This window comes from Phenylobacterium sp., assembly GCF_031412415.1.
Lineage (GTDB): Bacteria > Pseudomonadota > Alphaproteobacteria > Caulobacterales > Caulobacteraceae > Phenylobacterium.
On the sequence record NZ_JANOCX010000194.1, the window covers coordinates 1 to 14,944 of the forward strand.

Here is a 14,944-nt window from a genome sequence, read left to right on the forward strand (position 1 = left end):
GGCCGGCGAGCTTCAGGCCGAAGGTGGTGGGCTCGGCGTGGATGCCGTGGCTGCGGCCGACGGTGGGGGTGAAGCGGGCCTCGTGACCGAGCTGGTGGGCCCCGAGGCCCGCTTCCTGCACCAGGGGATGACCAGCTCCGACGTCAACGACACGGCGCTGGCGGTGCAGCTCTGCCGCGCCACCGACCTGCTGATCGAGGACGTGGACCTGGTGCTGGCGGCGCTGAAGAAGCGGGCCTTCGAGCACCGCTTCACCCCCACCGTCGGCCGCAGCCACGGCATCCACGCCGAGCCCACCACCTTCGGCCTGAAGCTCGCCGGCCACTACGCGGAGTTCGTGCGCGCCAAGGAACGGCTGGCGATGGCCCGGTACGAGATCGCCACCTGCGCCATCTCTGGCGCGGTCGGCACCTTCGCCAACGTGGCGCCCGAGGTGGAAGCCTACGTCGCCGAGAAGATGGGGCTCGTGGTCGAGCCGGTCTCGACCCAGGTCATCCCGCGCGACCGCCACGCCGCCTATTTCGCGACGCTTGGGGTGGTGGCCTCATCGATCGAACGCCTAGCCGTCGAGATCCGCCATCTGCAGCGCACCGAAGTCCTTGAAGCCGAAGAGTTTTTCGACAAGGGCCAGAAGGGCAGCTCGGCCATGCCCCACAAGAAGAACCCCATTCTCACCGAGAACCTGACCGGCCTGGCCCGTCTGATCCGCTCAGCCGTCGTGCCGGCCATGGAGAACGTGGCGCTGTGGCACGAGCGCGACATCAGCCACTCCTCGGTCGAGCGCGCCATCGCCCCGGACACCACCATCCACCTGGACTTCGCCCTGCGCCGCCTGGCCGGGGTGGTCGACAAGCTGATGGTCTATCCGGAAAACATGCTGAGAAATTTGGACAGATTGGGCGGCCTGGTCCATTCTCAGCGCGTGCTGCTGGCCCTCACCCAGAAGGGCGTCGCGCGCGAGGTCGCCTACTCGGCGGTCCAGCGCAACGCCATGAAGGTCTGGCGCGGCGAGGGCCGGTTCATGGACCTGCTGCTGGCCGACGGCGACGTGACCCTGACCCCCGCCGAGCTCGATGAGCTGTTCGATCTCGGCTACCACTTCAAGGCCGTGGACGTCGTCTTCGCCCGGGTGTTCGGCGTCGAGGCCATGGCCAAGGCGGCGGAGTAGCGCCTCCGCCTTGATGCGGCGCTTATATTCCAGCCGGTCTTCGGTATCGAAACGCGACGCGCCCCGGCGCCAGAATGCGAGCTCTCCCGATGGTCCATCCCGGACCTTCCGATCCGGAGCTTCTCGCGTTCCATGCCGCATTCGTCTTCCCTGATCGACCTCCTGGAGGAGGTCGAGGTTCACAAGTCCAGCCTCATCCGCGTCACCGGCCCCAGCGGCCTCCCGGCGGTGCTGTGGCTGTGCCGTCACGGCTATGAGCAGGTCGGCTATCTCCGCGCCGACCAGCGCGGCCCGCATGAGCCTGCTGACGCGGTCCTGGTGGCCCACACCTGCGACGAGGCGGGGCTGACCCGCGTGCTCGCCGCCGGGCCGCTGGTCCGCGCGGGCGGCGTGCTCATCGTCCAAACCCAGCAGATCGCCGCCAACGACGGCGACCCCATCCGCGATCGCCTGGAACAGGCCGGCTATGAGATTGTGCGTCGCCTGGTGGGCTGCCGGCGCGAGGTTCACGTGGCGCTGCGACGCGCCAGCGCCTTTCAGAAGGCGGCCTGAGATGATCCCCCGCGCCGACTGGGCCCTCCTGGGCCTCGTTCCAACCAGTGGAGCGGCGCTGCCGTTTCGCGATCTCGGCGAGCTTATCCCGCGATGGGCGGCCGCCCAGCCGACGGCCGTCAAACCTTCCGTCGCCCACATCGTCGTGCGCGCCATGGCCAACGGCTGGAGCGTGGAGCGCGACGACATGACCTATGGCCGGTTCAGCCGTTTCGACGACGCCAAGGACCACGCCACGGCGTTGGCTCGTCACCAGACCCAGTGCGGGCACGTGGTGATGTTGACCGTCGAGTTCCACCCCGAGTCCCAGCCTCGCGGTACGCCCCGCCCCGCGTTCGCCCTGGCCGGCGACGACCTTGATCCAGGCATCGCCGAATGAGCTCCACCGGCCGCGATCCTGGCCCGGGCCTTGATCATCGGCCTCAGCTGAAACAGCGCTCCGCAGGGGCTTGGCGTTTGCGGCCGGCAGCGAGCCCGTGGTCTGGTGTGCGACCCGTCCCCGTCACAGCTTGAGGCTTCATGGACACGAAACCCGGTTCCTGGCGCTCGGCTCTTGCCGCTACTGGCGTGGTGTTTGGCGACATCGGAACCAGCCCGCTCTACGCCTTCCGCGAGAGCTTCATCGGTCATCATCGCCTACCCCTCGATACGCCTCATGTGCTTGGGGGTGCTGTCCATGCTGATATGGGCGCTGATCCTGGGGTTCCGCAGCTCTTCGGCGCTCGCCGCCGCCTTCGGCCTGGCGGTCACCGCCACCATCATCCTGACCACCCTGCTGATCGGCGCCTGCCGGTCAGCCGCGTGATGGAACTGGGCAGCCAAGTCGAGATCTGACCAGGGTCGGGCGCGTCCAGCTTCTCTCCACGCCGAACGCGCCCGAGGCGACGACCTAGAAGGTCGCTTTCAAGCTCAGCACGGCGCGGCTGTCATAGAGCTGACCGAACCCGTGCTCGCTGGTGTCGTGATAGCGAAGGTCGGCGGCCAAGCGGGGCATGAAGGCCCAGGTCGCGCCGGCGTTCCAGGTCGTGTAGTCGCCCGGCCCGTCATAGGCCTGACGCCCCAGGGCGCCGCTGAACGACAGCTTCTCCGTGGCGGGATAGGAGGCGTTCACCTCGTAGTAGACCGCCTCGTCAGCAGCGCCGAAGCCGTCGGGCGAGTAGAAGACCGCTGCGCCGAGCGCCCTGCGCCCAATGGCATCGAACCGGCCAGCTTGGCTTCCCAATTGCCATCGTCCGCGCCTGACGGCGCGTTGACATAGCCGTAGTAGATCACGCCCAGGTCCAGCGTGACGGGCCCGAGGGTCGGCTTGAACCCGGCGTAGACATCGATCTCGGCGTCGGTGGAGTCATGGAAGTCGACGTTCGAGCCCCAGACGCCCGCGTAGAACTGTCCGGCCGTTAGGTCGCCGCCGCCGAACACTTGGAGGCTTTCGTCCGTCTGGCTCACGCCCCGGAAAACATAGTCGCTGGCGACTCCGAGGTTGAAGCTTACCGTCGGCTCCTCGGCGGAGGCGCGCCCGGCGCCGACCGCGACCGACAGCGCAAGGCCGCCGCAAACCATGGCGAACAGGCGATGCTTGGTCATCGCGAACGGGTGGAAGGTCATAGAGGGTCCCTGAACATGAAAGACGAGCGGCGGCGGGCGCTTGAGGCTCCCGCCCGGCCGCGCCCGCCGCCGTCTCTCGCCGCGCACTGGCGGGGCGCGGGAGAGCGGGGCCACGCGATGCGCTGCAAGCGCTCTGCGTGAGGGCGGACACTAGGCGTCCAGGCCGTCTCGGCTCCATGCCGAAGAGGGCTTCGGCGTATCAAGGAAGTACAAGGAGGCCGCTGCGGGCCCGGCGCCTCAGGTCTTCGGCTTGAGATCGGGCCGCGAGGCCAGGAACGCGGCGCGCTCGGCCGGCGTCAGCACCTTGGCGCGCTTCTGCCGGGAGACCTTGGGCGTCGGCGCGGCGTAGGTCCCGGTGGCAGGCGAGCCGCCACGCAGGTCGGAGAGGCGCTTAGGCGGCGGTTTCATCGGCGTCTTCCGGCTGGACGACCCGCGTGAAACCGCCGGCCGCCCCCTTCATCGCAGATTCCGCGCCTGCGGTCAGGTCGTGGCTGGCCGTTCGTCATGAAGTTCACCCAACCGGACGGCCTGGCCGACGCGCTGATCCCAGACGTCGACTGACCTTCCATTCCCCTACGTCACAACCCGAACATCGCCCGGATATCCTGCTTCGGAGCCCGCCATGACCCCCACCGCCATGAACGCCCTGCTCGCCGCGCAAAAGGCCGCGCACCTGCGCGACGGCGCGCCTTCGGCCGGCCAGCGGATCGCCAACCTTGATCGCTGCATCAAGCTGCTGATCGACAACCGCGCCGATATCGAGGAGGCGCTGAACGCCGACTTCGGCTCCCGCTCGCGCGACGCCACGGCCTTCACCGACATCGCCGGCTCCATCGGTCCGCTGAGGCACGCCCGCGACCACCTGACCAAGTGGATGCGGCCCGAGAAGCGCAAGCCGACCCCAGCCATCCTCGGGCTGTTCGGCGCCAAGGCCGAGGTCCGCTACCAGCCCAAGGGCGTGGTTGGCGTGATCAGTCCGTGGAACTTCCCGGTGAACCTGACCTTCGCGCCGCTGGCCGGCATCCTGGCGGCGGGCAACCGCGCGATGATCAAGCCGTCCGAGTTCACGCCGGCCACCTCCGACCTGATGAAGACCATGTTCGCCTCCGCCTTTTCCGAGGAGGAGATCGCCGTGGTGGTGGGCGGGCCCGAGGTCGGCCAAGCCTTCGCGGGGCTGGCTTTCGACCATCTGATCTTCACCGGCGCCACGGGGATCGCACGCCATGTCATGCGCGCGGCGGCCGAGAACCTGGTGCCGCTGACCCTGGAGCTGGGCGGCAAGAGCCCGGTGATCCTGGGCAAGTCCGCCGACATGGCCACCGCCAGCGCCCGGATCATGAACGGCAAGACGCTGAACGCCGGCCAGATCTGCCTGGCGCCCGACTATGTCCTGACCCCGCGTGACAGCCTGGAGCCCTTCATCGCCGGGGCGCAGGCGTCGGTGGCCAAGATGTTCCCGACGCTAAAGGACAACCCCGACTACACCGCCATCGTCACCCAACGGCACTATGACCGCATCACCGCCTATGTGGACGACGCCCGCGCCAAAGGCGCGCGGATCGTCGAGCTGAAGCCCGAGGGCGAGGACCTGTCGCAGCAAGAGCATCGCAAGATCGCGCCGACCCTGATCATCGACCCGACCGACGACATGACGGTGATGCAGGAAGAGATCTTCGGCCCGGTCCTGCCGGTGAAGACCTACGCCGGGATCGACGAGGCCATCGCCTACATCAACAAGGGCGAACGGCCTTTGGGTCTCTATTACTTCGGATCAGACGACGCGGAGCGCGAGAAGGTGCTCGCCAGCACCACCGCTGGCGGGGTCACCGTCAACGACGTGGTCTTCCATGTGGCGCAGGAGAACTTGCCCTTCGGCGGCGTCGGACCCTCGGGCATGGGCAGCTACCACGGCCAGGACGGCTTCAAGGAATTCAGCCATAAGAAGGCGATCTACACCCAGATCAAGATGGACGGACCGCTCAGCCAGATGCGCCCGCCCTTCGGCCCGGCCATCCGCAAATACCTCGACGGGCAGATGAAGGCTTAGTGCGCCTTCTTGCCCGGCCAGAAGTGGACGATCGCCACGATTGGACCGCCGACCAGCAGGCCAACCACCGCCGAGCCCAGGGCCATGGCGAACCAGCCGGTCACCGCGCCGACACCGGGCGTGGCCGAGGCCCAATGCGACAGCCCCTCGACGAGGTGCGGCACGGTCTCCAGGTGGAAGTGCTCAAGGCCGTGGACGATGATGCCGCCGCCGACCCACAGCATGGCGGCCGTGCCGATGATGGTCAGGCCCTGCATGGCGACCGGCATTCCCTTGACCAGACCCCGCCCGACGGCGCGGGCCAGGGCCGTGCGCCGCTCGGCCAGATGCAAGCCGATGTCGTCCATCTTCACGATGAGCGCGACCACGCCGTAGACGGCGACGGTGATCAACAGGCCGACCAGGGCCAGGGCGCCGGCCTGGACCATCAGCGGCTTGTCGGCCACGTCGGCCAAGGCGATGGCCATGATCTCGCCGGACAGGATCAGGTCGGTGCGGATCGCGCCGGACACCTTTTCCTTCTCCAGATCCGCGGAGCTGAGCGCCAGTTCCTCGGGCGCGTCGACCGGATCGTGGTGGGTGAAGGCCTCGATGATCTTCTCGGTGGCCTCGAAGCAGAGATAGGCGCCGCCCAGCATCAGCAGCGGAGTCACGCCCCAGGGCGCGAAGGCGCTGAGCAGCAGGGCGCCCGGCAGCAGGAACAGGAACTTGTTCTTCAGCGAGCCCAGCGCGATCTTCCAGACGATCGGCAACTCGCGGTCGGGGGTGAACCCCATGGCGTAGCCGGGCGTCACCGCCGCATCGTCGACCACCACCCCAATGGCCTTGGAGCCGGCCTTACCCGCGGCGGCGGACATGTCGTCCAAGGAGGCCGCGGCGATCTTGGCGATCCCGGCGACATCGTCCAGCAGGGCTACGAGACCCGACGCCATTCAGCTCTCCAAGATCACGTGGGGCACGAACCGCGACCGGTCGCGCGTCACCCGGCCGCGGTCCTCGCGGATCCCCATGCCGGCCGGTTCGTCGCCGATCATCCAGGCGCCGACAACCGGATAGTTGGCGCCGAACTTCGGGGGTGGACAGAGCGCCTGGCGGATCCAGCCCTCGGCGCCGTAGCCCTGGTCCAGCACGCTGCCGCGCCGTCCCTTCACGTATAGCTCGACGTTGGCGCCTTCGCGGGAGAACAGCGGCTTGCGCACGTAGGAGCGCCCCAGACTGTCGGCGCGCGGGTCGTCGTCGAAATAGCTTTCCAGCAGGTTCGGGTGTCCGGCGTGTCGCTCCCACAGCAATGGCAGCAGGCCCTTGTTGGACAGGATCGCCTTCCACGCCGGCTCAATGAACTGGGCGCGGCTGGCGGCGATCTTCTCCCCGTAGGCGTCGCGGAACATCTGTTCCCACGGATAGAGCTTGAAGATCGCCTCGATAATGAAGTTCTCGTCGTCGACGAACCGGCCGTCGGCGTCGAGGCCGATCTTGTCCAGGGCCACGAACTTGGGCTCCAGCCCCGCCTGCCCCGCCACGTCCTCGAAGAACCGCACGGTCTGGCGGTCCTCGGCGAAGTCGGCCTCGCTGGCGAAGTGGACGAAGCCGCCCTTGGGGAAGATCGTCTTGAACCGGTCGCGCAGGGCTTCGTACAGGCTGTTGAACTGGTCGGCGCCAGCCGGCAGCCCGCCATCGGCGATCCGATCCTCCAGCCACAGCCATTGGAACACCGCAGCCTCATAGATGCTGGTCGGCGTGTCGGCGTTGTACTCGTAAAGCTTTGGTGGCCCGGCGCCGTCATAGAAGAAGTCGAACCGCCCATAGAGCGACGGCGCCTTGGCCTTCCATGACGCCGCCACCACCGCCTGGGCGGCCTGCGGGATCGCCAGACGGGTCATCAGGACCGGGCTGTCCACCACCTCGGCGACCAATTCCAGGCACATCCGATGCAGATCGGCGCTGGCCGCTTCGATGTGGTTCTCCACTTGGGCGAGCGTGAAGGCGTAGTAGGCCCGCTCGTCCCAATAACGGCGGCCGTCGGCATGGTGCCAGGTGAACCCGACCGCCTCGGCCTTGGCTTTCCAGTCTCGGCGGGGCGGCAAGACTACGCGGCGCATCGGCTAGCTGTCTGTTTCGCCGCGTCGGACGGCGACCTTGTCCTCGATCGCCAGCCGAGGGGCCTCCAGTTGCAAAGAAGGCGCGCTGGCCTGCAGCCGCGCCAGCACGTCGTCGGCGCCCACATGGCCCGGCAGGATGCCGGCGGCCTGCAGCTTGGCGTCGAGGTCGGCGCCGGTGCGGCGGTCCTCCAGTTCGCCATGCACGCGGAACTGTTCCTCGCGCACCGCCTGGCGTTCCTTGATCCGCTTGAGGCTGTCGGCGGCCGAGCCCAGGGTCGAGCCCGTGGCGCCGGCGCGGGAGACCACCGCCGACTGCGCCTTCTGAACGCTCTCATTGACCTTCACGACCTCGATCTCGCGGCGCAGGGCCTCGATCTTGGTGTCGGTCTGGGCCACGATCTGGCGCAGCCGGTCCTCGGCGGTGCGCAGTTCCGCCGTCTGGGTCGCCTTCTGGGTGGAGTCGCGCTCCAGGTCGGCGATCCGGGTGGCCACTTCGCGGGCCAGGGCCTCGTCGCCCTTGGCCAGGGCCGCGCGGGCGGAGGATTCGTACTTGCGCGCCTGTTCGGCGAGCTGTTTGGCCTCGTTCTCCAGCATGCGGCGCCGCGCCACCAGGGCGGCCATCTCGTCGCGGGCCTTGCCCTGGGCCATGTCCGCGTCGCGGATCTCCTGGTCCAGGATCTTCAGGGCGTTGGCGTCCACCAGGGTCTGGGCGCCTTCGTGGGCGGTGCCCCGCAGCAGGGCGGAGAGCTTGCTCCAGATCGACATGGGTCTCTCTCCGGTTTAGGCGGCGACGCCGCTGAGGTTTTCGAAGGACTCGCGCAGGTCGCCCGCCGCGTCGATGGCGTTGCCCGCCAGGGTCCGCAGCTCGATCAGCACGGTCTGCAACGAGGTCTTGGCCGCGATCTCGCCGAACAGCTCGTAGTAGTCGCGATTGTCGACGGTGCTGATGCCGAAGTTCGACAGCGGCACGATCTTCTGGGCCTTCAGCAGGAACACGTTGAACGCCGCCTGGTCCTTCTGTTCGTCCACCGGCCACAGGATGACCGAGACCACCATCTGCAGCGGCCCGACGCTGACATAGACCGGCAGGTCGCCAAACTCATGCATGGTGACCAGCAGGACCGGCTCGGCCCCCTCGATCACCTGGGCGGTCAGCTCGCCCTCGCGGACCAGGGTGCTCTCTACCAGCGCGTCGCGCAGGCCCGGAACGGTCCAGGAGGTGTCTATGACGGAGTCCATGTTTCTGACGCCTTGTGCGTTATGGGTTTTCGGTAGCAAAGCCGGGCCGCGCGTCGATTCGATGACGATGGCCTGTACTGCGGCCTGAATGTCGGCCTTGCACGCGGCCGGCGCCCAGACCTCGATCTTCACGAACCCCGCCGCCCGCCTGGCCAGACGCCAGGCGCGGGTGCGCAGGGCGGCCTGTTCTGAGCGGGGACGTCGTTCAGCCATGGATACATGTACGCATACCATGAACGCTTGACAAGATGTCGCGGCGGAGCAATCTGCGACCCTCAGGAAGGCCATCCACCGATGTTCCGCAAGCTCTTTGGCAAGGACACGCCCAAGCTAGCGCCGCCGGCCCTGCCCGTGGTGCGCAACGTGACCATAGGGCGCACGGTGATCCTCGACCCGCTCACCTGGCGGCGCTTCGGATCCGACACCAAGTTCGCGCTGGACCGCGACACGTTGGAGATCACCGCCCAGGGCGTGATCGCCCTGGACGACGGCGCCTTCGTCCACCGGTTCTACACCGATGACCACGTCATGCTGCAGGCGGTCTCCGACGACCGCGAGGGCCAGAGCGCCAACGACTTCACGCTCTTCACGCCATGGCGCAGTGCTTATCCCGGAACCTCCGCCCAGGGCCGCATCTGGGCCGACAAGCTACGCTCGCCCGTCTTCATGGAAGACGACTTGCCGGTCTATCGTCGCTTCTGGTTCGACGAGGAGACGCCGGAACAGGCGCCCGTGACCTTCTGGGAGAATGTGTTCGAGGATCGCGCCGCGCTCGAGACCTATGCGCGCCTCTTCCAGACCTGCATGCTGTTCCACCGCGACCTGCCGGATGAGGGCCGCGAGTTGCTCCTGGCGCTCACGCTCGAGCCCGAAAAGGGCGATGTCACCCAAGAGATCATGATCGGCCTGCCGCTCGCGGTCGGCGAATTCAAAGCCTGAGAGGCCAATCCATGTTCGACGCCATCGAATTCCTGAGCGGCGCGCTTGCCTTCCTCCTGGCCTTCGTCACCGCGGGCCTGTTCACCCTGGCCTTCAAGGTCATCTACCAGTGGATCACGCCCTATAAGGAGCGTGACCTGATCCGGGCCGGCAACACCGCCGCGGCCATCGCCCTCATCGGCGCCCTGATCGGGTATGTCCTGCCGCTGGCTTCGGCGCTGAGCCACACGGTCAGCCTGTTCGAGTTCGCCGCCTGGGCGACGCTGGCCGGGGTCATCCAGATCGTGGCCTTCACCGCCGTCCGGATCATCGCCCTGCCCGACGTCAAGGCGCGGATCGAGGCGGGCGAGATTTCCATCGGCGTCTACATGGCCGGGGTCTCCATCGCGGTCGGCCTGCTCAACGCCGCCTGCATGACCGCCTGAGGCCGCTCATGAAACGCTCCAGCTCCCTCACCCTGACGACCATGCTGGCCGGCGCCAGCCTCACCATCGCCGCCTGCGACGACGCGCCCGCCGCCGCGAATTGGAACAAGAACTCGGTCGCCCAGGGCGAACAGGTCGAGACCTTCCAGTACGCCGACCTCGACTCCTGCAAGACCGCCAACGCCATCCCCGACGCCGACTGCGACGCGGCCTACGCCAAGGCGCTGGAGGACAACGACAAGTCCGCGCCGCGCTTCGAGGCTCAGGCCACCTGCGAAGAAACCCACGGGGTGGGCAATTGCGTCCCGCGAACCGCGAGCAATGGCGGCAGCTTCTTCACGCCGCTGCTGGCCGGCTTCGTCATCGGCCAGATGCTGGACGGCGGTGGCAACCGCTACTATCGCGGCACCGGCCTCTATCGCGGCCGCGACGGCTATCAGACCGGCTGGGGCGGAACTCTGGGCCGCGACTACGCCACCGGCCGCACCACCATCTCGCGCCAGAGTATCGATCCCCCGGACTCCATCCGCCAGGCGCCGCAGCGCATGCAGACTCGGACCTCCGTGGTCAGCCGTGGCGGCTTCGGCGGCGGCCGCGGCTTCGGGGGTTGAGCGCCCCGCCGCTCGATCGACAGTTCACCATCGGCCTGGCCCGCCTGCGCGAGAACTTCCTGAACCATGCCGAGCTGATCTTCGGCCGGGTCCTGGCCGCCAGTCCCGACCACCCCCAGGCCCAGCGCTATCTGGGCGTGACCCTATGCAAACTGGGACGCGGCGAGGAAGGCCTGGCCCTGCTGCGCGCCGTGGCCACGCGAACGCCGCGGGACGCAGGCGTCCAGGCCGATCTGGCCGCGGCCCTGGCCGGCCCGGGCGCGGCCTTCACCAGCGATCACGCGACCCATGACTTCAAGACCATCGACTACAGCTACCGCGCCGCTATCCGCTACGGCGCCGGCAAGCCCGCCCACCCCGAACTCGCCGCCCTGATCGCCGCCGGCGCCGCGCGCTACGCCGATGTCCTGGCCGGGATCGCGCGGATCGCCCATGACTTCGACGACATCGCGCTGGGCGGGACCTACGACACCGCCACCCCTTTCTGGCTCAACACCTGGTTCCCGCCCCTGGACGGCCTGGTCTTGACTGAGATGCTGCGCGCCCACGACCCGGCGCGCTTCGTGGAGATCGGCTCGGGGGTCTCCACCAAGTTCGCCCGCCGCGCCGTCACTCGCTACGGCCTGCGCGCCCATCTGACCTCCATCGACCCACAGCCGCGCAACGAGATCGACGCCCTTTGCGACGAGGTGATCCGCAGCCCGCTGGAGGATTGCGACCTCGACCTGTTCCAGACCCTGACGGCGGGCGACATCCTGTTCCTCGACAGCTCGCACCGCGCGTTCCAGGGCTCCGACGTCACCGTCTTCTTCCTGGAGATCCTGCCCCGCCTCGCGCCCGGCGTGATCGTCCAGGTCCACGACATCTATCTCCCGGACGACTACATCGCCGGGCACGTGGGCCGGCTTTGGAACGAACAGTACCTGCTGGCCACCGCGCTGCTGTTCGGCGGCGACGCCTTCCAGGTGATGTTCCCGAGCTGGTACGTGGGCCAGGACCCCACGCTGCGCGCCCAGGCCCTGGCCGCCCTGGCCGGCGGCCCCCTGGCGACCCTCAACCCCTACGGCGCCTCGTTCTGGTTCCGGAAGACCTGAGCGGTGGCTAGGATGCGGGTTTGAGGCACTTCCCAGCGGGCGCCGTCGCAAGCTCTCGCTTGGAGACCAGACCCTGGCCCCGGGTGCTCACCTGCGCCCAGGACTTCACGGAGGTCGTGCAATTGGTCAGTTCGACCTGGCAGACGCCCCTGCAGACCTTCACGCACTCGACGCCGCCGCCGGAGCATGGCTGCTTCACCGCCCGACCCGTCCCGTCCACCATTTCCATCTTGCAGGCGGCGGATGCGTTGACGATGAACTCGGTGGGCGCGGACCCCGGCGCGTTCCAGCGCACGGTGTAGAAGAACGCCGGCCGCCCCTTGCCGTCCACGTCGCGGCAGTCGGTGGGGCTGACGCTGATCGGCAGATTGACACCGGCCGCCTGGGCGCCCGGCGCCATCGCCAACATCACGACCGCCAACATCCAAGCCATACGCATCATCGCAGCCCCCGCCTCAAACGACCCGGCCAAGCTCATGGCCGGTCTCATCACGACGATATCCGCAATGGGCCAAAACAAAAGCGCCGCCCCGAGGGGCGGCGCTTGTTCGTCCGACGATGTCGGCGCTCTAGCCGGCGCGGAGCTGTTCGCGGGCCTGGGCCAGCAGTTCGTCCATCTTCATGCGCACTTCGCCCTCACTGATGGCGACACCCGAGCCCTTGAGGTCCTCGAACACCTTGCGCAGCACGTCCTCGTCGCCCGGCAGCTCGAAGTCGGACTTGACCACGGCCTTTGCGTATTCGGCGACGCTGTCCTCGGAGAGGCCCATCAGGCCCGCGGCCCACTCGCCCAGCGCCCGGTTGCGGCGCGCGCCGGCCTTGAATTCCTGCTCCTGGTCGAGCTCGTACTTCTTCTCGAAGCCGCGCTCTCGATCGTTGAAGGTGGTCATGTGTTCCCCAGTGGGTCGTCAGTCGGCCGTTGCATATCTCTTGACGAGGGCGCTCGCAACGTAAACGCGCCAGCTCGCGGTCCGACGCATGCGCGGTTTGCGCCGCTGTCGTCGTTCGGCTAATTCTCCTCACGCCTCATATGGGCGAGAGGCCTGAGTCGACGGCTCGGCTAGCCCTCGCTCTCGGAGAAGGCCTTTATGACCACCCGCCGCAAGAAGATCTACGAAGGCAAGGCCAAGATCCTTTACGAGGGGCCTGAGCCGGGCACCTTAATTCAGTACTTCAAAGATGACGCTACCGCCTTCAATTCGCAGAAGAAAGCGATTCTGGAGGGGAAGGGCGTCATCAACAACCGCATCTCCGAATACGTGATGGTCAAGCTGAACTCCATCGGGGTCCAGAACCATTTCATAAAGCGGCTCAATCTACGCGAACAGCTTATCCGCGAGGTGGAGATCATTCCGCTGGAGGTGGTCTGCCGCAATGTGGCGGCCGGGTCGCTGTCGCAGCGCTTCGGCCTGCCCGAGGGCCAGGCCCTGCCTCGCTCGATCATCGAGTTCTATCTGAAGGACGACAAGCTCGCCGACCCCATGGTCGCCGAGGAGCACATCACCGCCTTCAACTGGGCCACGACCCAGGAGATCGACGACATGATGGCCCTGACCCTGCGGGTGAACGACTTCCTGACCGGCCTGTTCGCGGGGGTCGGGATCACCCTGGTGGACTTCAAGGTGGAGTTCGGCCGGGTCTATGAGAACGACTTCTCCCGCGTCCTGCTGGCCGACGAGATCAGTCCCGATTCCTGCCGCCTGTGGGACAGCCAGACCAACGAGAAGCTGGACAAGGACCGGTTCCGCCGCGACATGGGCGACGTCATCGAGGGCTACACTGAAGTCGCCCGGCGGCTGGGCATCATGAAAGAGATGCCCACCGTGATCCAAGGAGGCCTCCACTAGTGCGCGCGAAAGTTCATGTGTTCCTGAAACCCGGCGTCCTGGACGTCCAGGGCAAGGCGGTCGAAACCGCCCTGCACGGCCTGGGCTGGCCCGACGTGGACGGGGTGCGCGTCGGCAAGACCATCGAGTTCGACCTCAAGGCGTCGGACGCCGCGGCCGCCGAGGCCGAGGTCAAGCAGATGTGCGAGAAGCTCCTCGCCAACACGGTCATCGAAAGCTACCGCGTCGAGGTGGCGTGAGGGCTCTGGCCCTCATCGCCCTCTTCGCGGCCTGCGCCTGCGCGCCGCCCCAGGCTCCGCCACCGGCGCCCTCCGCCGCCTTCAAGCTCGATTGCGGCCGGTCCTATGAGGCACTGTCGGCCGATGTGCTGGCGCTCAGTGATCTCAAACGCTCGCCCCCCACGCCCGGCGAACCCTACAGGTACTACGCGACCGGAGACGGCGCCCTGGCCTTCGTGCTGACCGACCCAGGCGCCCCCGGCCATCCGGCGATCTTTCGCCAGGACGCCGTGCGCCGCGATGGGGTGACTGTCATGGACACGACCGGCTGCCCATATGGCGACAAGGCCGGGTTCGCCAAGGTGATGGCCTATCTGGAGGGTTTGAAGACGCGATGAGCCAATTCCACCTCGCCGAGATCAATATCGGCCGTCTCCGGGCCACGATCGACGATCCGATGATCGCCGACTTCAAGAACAACCTCGACCGCATCAACGCCCTGGCCGAGGGCCACGCCGGCTTTGTCTGGAGGCTGACGGGCGACGGCAACGACGCCACGGACCTGGTCGCCTTCGACGACCCGTTGATCATCACCAACATGTCCGTCTGGAGGACGCCGGACGATCTGGGCGCCTATGTCTATCGCTCGGGCCATGTCGAGATCATGCGCCGCCGCCGCGAGTGGTTCGAAAAGCTGGAACTCAGCATGGCGCTCTGGTGGGTCCCCGCGGGCCACCGGTCCAGCGTCGCCGAGGGCGTGGCGCGGCTGGCGACCCTGCGCAGCCTGGGCCCGACCGCCGAGGCCTTCACCTTCCGCGACATCTTCCCCGCCCCGGATTCCGCCGAACGCCCCCTCCCCTTTCTCGACGAATGCGCCTAGAGAGCCGCCCATGAAAGCCGCAGTCATCGTTTTCCCCGGTTCCAACTGCGACCGCGACTGCAAGGTCGCCATCGAGCGCTCGACAGGCGCGTCGGTCGACATGGTCTGGCACGGGGAGACCGCCCTGCCCTCGGGCCTCGACCTGATCGTCCTGCCGGGTGGGTTCTCCTATGGAGACTATCTCCGCTGCGCGGCCATGGCGGCGCTCTCGCCGGAAATG

23 protein-coding genes and 1 pseudogene are annotated in these 14,944 nt (G+C 67.5%); 15 read left to right on the top strand and 9 right to left on the bottom strand.

Annotation, left to right across the window (positions count from 1 at the left end):
* The 5 genes and pseudogenes from purB to RMO04_RS09245 all read left to right on the top strand — a co-directional run.
* Window positions 1-1,168, top strand: a 1,168-nt coding sequence (gene purB, locus RMO04_RS09225; protein WP_309644488.1) for an adenylosuccinate lyase, incomplete at its 5' end; no start/stop codon positions are given.
* 132 nt (window positions 1,169-1,300) lie between these two features.
* A complete protein-coding gene (locus RMO04_RS09230; RefSeq protein ID WP_309644489.1) occupies window positions 1,301-1,720 on the top strand; it encodes a hypothetical protein in 420 nt (139 codons plus the stop codon).
* 1 nt (window position 1,721) lies between these two features.
* Window positions 1,722-2,099: a hypothetical protein gene (locus tag RMO04_RS09235; RefSeq protein ID WP_309644490.1), complete on the top strand. Its 378-nt coding sequence runs from the start codon at window positions 1,722-1,724 to the stop codon at window positions 2,097-2,099.
* A gap of 140 nt (window positions 2,100-2,239) precedes the next feature.
* Window positions 2,240-2,332 (top strand): annotated as a pseudogene (locus RMO04_RS09240) (KUP/HAK/KT family potassium transporter); the annotation flags it as partial.
* A 64-nt stretch (window positions 2,333-2,396) separates the two neighbouring features.
* Entirely contained in the window at window positions 2,397-2,525 is a 129-nt protein-coding gene (locus tag RMO04_RS09245; RefSeq protein ID WP_309644509.1) for a KUP/HAK/KT family potassium transporter, read from the top strand.
* 84 nt (window positions 2,526-2,609) lie between these two features.
* On the opposite strand, the gene RMO04_RS09250 is transcribed toward RMO04_RS09245, so the two are convergent.
* From RMO04_RS09250 to RMO04_RS09260, 3 genes are all read right to left on the bottom strand, one after another.
* Entirely contained in the window at window positions 2,610-2,942 is a 333-nt protein-coding gene (locus RMO04_RS09250) for a TorF family putative porin (RefSeq protein ID WP_309644491.1), read from the bottom strand.
* Window positions 2,828-3,325, bottom strand: coding sequence for a TorF family putative porin (locus RMO04_RS09255; protein WP_309644492.1), 498 nt, complete (start codon window positions 3,323-3,325; stop codon window positions 2,828-2,830). Before RMO04_RS09255 ends, RMO04_RS09250 begins: the two co-directional genes overlap by 115 nt.
* A 237-nt stretch (window positions 3,326-3,562) precedes the next feature.
* The gene (locus RMO04_RS09260; protein ID WP_309644493.1) at window positions 3,563-3,733 is read right to left on the bottom strand and encodes a hypothetical protein; all 171 of its coding nucleotides are present in this window, start codon (window positions 3,731-3,733) and stop codon (window positions 3,563-3,565) included.
* A gap of 214 nt (window positions 3,734-3,947) precedes the next feature.
* Here RMO04_RS09260 and RMO04_RS09265 point away from each other — a divergent pair, with 214 nt between their 5' ends.
* Entirely contained in the window at window positions 3,948-5,372 is a 1,425-nt protein-coding gene (locus tag RMO04_RS09265) for a coniferyl aldehyde dehydrogenase (protein WP_309644494.1), read from the top strand.
* Here the strand turns inward: RMO04_RS09265 and RMO04_RS09270 are convergent.
* Genes RMO04_RS09270 through RMO04_RS09285 form a run of 4 tightly spaced genes read right to left on the bottom strand, consistent with a single transcriptional unit; the run spans window position 5,369 to window position 8,710 of the window.
* On the bottom strand, window positions 5,369-6,304 hold the full coding sequence (locus tag RMO04_RS09270; RefSeq protein ID WP_309644495.1) for a DUF808 domain-containing protein: 936 nt from the start codon (window positions 6,302-6,304) through the stop codon (window positions 5,369-5,371). The two genes, RMO04_RS09265 and RMO04_RS09270, sit on opposite strands and share 4 nt — an antisense overlap.
* Window positions 6,305-7,471: a glutathionylspermidine synthase family protein gene (locus tag RMO04_RS09275; protein WP_309644496.1), complete on the bottom strand. Its 1,167-nt coding sequence runs from the start codon at window positions 7,469-7,471 to the stop codon at window positions 6,305-6,307. It lies immediately after the preceding gene.
* Window positions 7,472-7,474: 3 nt separating this feature from the next.
* Window positions 7,475-8,236 (bottom strand): PspA/IM30 family protein, encoded by a 762-nt coding sequence (locus RMO04_RS09280; RefSeq protein ID WP_309644497.1) that lies wholly within the window; start codon window positions 8,234-8,236, stop codon window positions 7,475-7,477.
* Window positions 8,237-8,251: 15 nt separating this feature from the next.
* On the bottom strand, window positions 8,252-8,710 hold the full coding sequence (locus tag RMO04_RS09285) for a DUF2170 family protein (protein WP_309644498.1): 459 nt from the start codon (window positions 8,708-8,710) through the stop codon (window positions 8,252-8,254).
* 294 nt (window positions 8,711-9,004) lie between these two features.
* Between RMO04_RS09285 and RMO04_RS09290 the strand changes: the two genes are divergently transcribed.
* The 4 genes from RMO04_RS09290 to RMO04_RS09305 are packed head-to-tail and all read left to right on the top strand — an operon-like array spanning window position 9,005 to window position 11,779.
* Complete coding sequence (locus tag RMO04_RS09290) at window positions 9,005-9,649, top strand: DUF2491 family protein (protein ID WP_309644499.1); 645 nt, start codon at window positions 9,005-9,007, stop codon at window positions 9,647-9,649.
* Between the two features lie 11 nt (window positions 9,650-9,660).
* Window positions 9,661-10,074, top strand: coding sequence for a DUF350 domain-containing protein (locus RMO04_RS09295; protein ID WP_309644500.1), 414 nt, complete (start codon window positions 9,661-9,663; stop codon window positions 10,072-10,074).
* Window positions 10,075-10,082: 8 nt separating this feature from the next.
* Complete coding sequence (locus tag RMO04_RS09300; RefSeq protein ID WP_309644501.1) at window positions 10,083-10,685, top strand: DUF1190 domain-containing protein; 603 nt, start codon at window positions 10,083-10,085, stop codon at window positions 10,683-10,685.
* Entirely contained in the window at window positions 10,682-11,779 is a 1,098-nt protein-coding gene (locus RMO04_RS09305) for a class I SAM-dependent methyltransferase (RefSeq protein WP_309644502.1), read from the top strand. Before RMO04_RS09300 ends, RMO04_RS09305 begins: the two co-directional genes overlap by 4 nt.
* Before the next feature lie 7 nt (window positions 11,780-11,786).
* On the opposite strand, the gene RMO04_RS09310 is transcribed toward RMO04_RS09305, so the two are convergent.
* Both RMO04_RS09310 and RMO04_RS09315 read right to left on the bottom strand, forming a co-directional pair.
* On the bottom strand, window positions 11,787-12,257 hold the full coding sequence (locus tag RMO04_RS09310; protein ID WP_309644503.1) for a hypothetical protein: 471 nt from the start codon (window positions 12,255-12,257) through the stop codon (window positions 11,787-11,789).
* A 91-nt stretch (window positions 12,258-12,348) separates the two neighbouring features.
* On the bottom strand, window positions 12,349-12,669 hold the full coding sequence (locus tag RMO04_RS09315) for a DUF1476 domain-containing protein (RefSeq protein ID WP_305583277.1): 321 nt from the start codon (window positions 12,667-12,669) through the stop codon (window positions 12,349-12,351).
* A gap of 198 nt (window positions 12,670-12,867) precedes the next feature.
* On the opposite strand from RMO04_RS09315, the gene purC reads away from it, so the two are divergent.
* The 5 genes from purC to RMO04_RS09340 form a co-directional block, all read left to right on the top strand.
* Window positions 12,868-13,626, top strand: coding sequence for a phosphoribosylaminoimidazolesuccinocarboxamide synthase (gene purC, locus RMO04_RS09320; RefSeq protein WP_309644504.1), 759 nt, complete (start codon window positions 12,868-12,870; stop codon window positions 13,624-13,626).
* The gene (gene purS, locus RMO04_RS09325; protein ID WP_309644505.1) at window positions 13,626-13,865 is read left to right on the top strand and encodes a phosphoribosylformylglycinamidine synthase subunit PurS; all 240 of its coding nucleotides are present in this window, start codon (window positions 13,626-13,628) and stop codon (window positions 13,863-13,865) included. The genes purC and purS overlap by 1 nt, the downstream gene beginning before the upstream one ends.
* Window positions 13,862-14,242: a hypothetical protein gene (locus RMO04_RS09330; protein ID WP_309644506.1), complete on the top strand. Its 381-nt coding sequence runs from the start codon at window positions 13,862-13,864 to the stop codon at window positions 14,240-14,242. The genes purS and RMO04_RS09330 overlap by 4 nt, the downstream gene beginning before the upstream one ends.
* Window positions 14,239-14,724 carry a DUF3291 domain-containing protein gene (locus RMO04_RS09335; RefSeq protein WP_309644507.1) on the top strand — a complete coding sequence of 162 codons (486 nt, stop codon included), beginning with the start codon at window positions 14,239-14,241 and terminating at the stop codon, window positions 14,722-14,724. Before RMO04_RS09330 ends, RMO04_RS09335 begins: the two co-directional genes overlap by 4 nt.
* A 10-nt stretch (window positions 14,725-14,734) precedes the next feature.
* Window positions 14,735-14,944: phosphoribosylformylglycinamidine synthase subunit PurQ (locus tag RMO04_RS09340; protein ID WP_309644508.1), on the top strand; the 210-nt coding region annotated here is incomplete at its 3' end.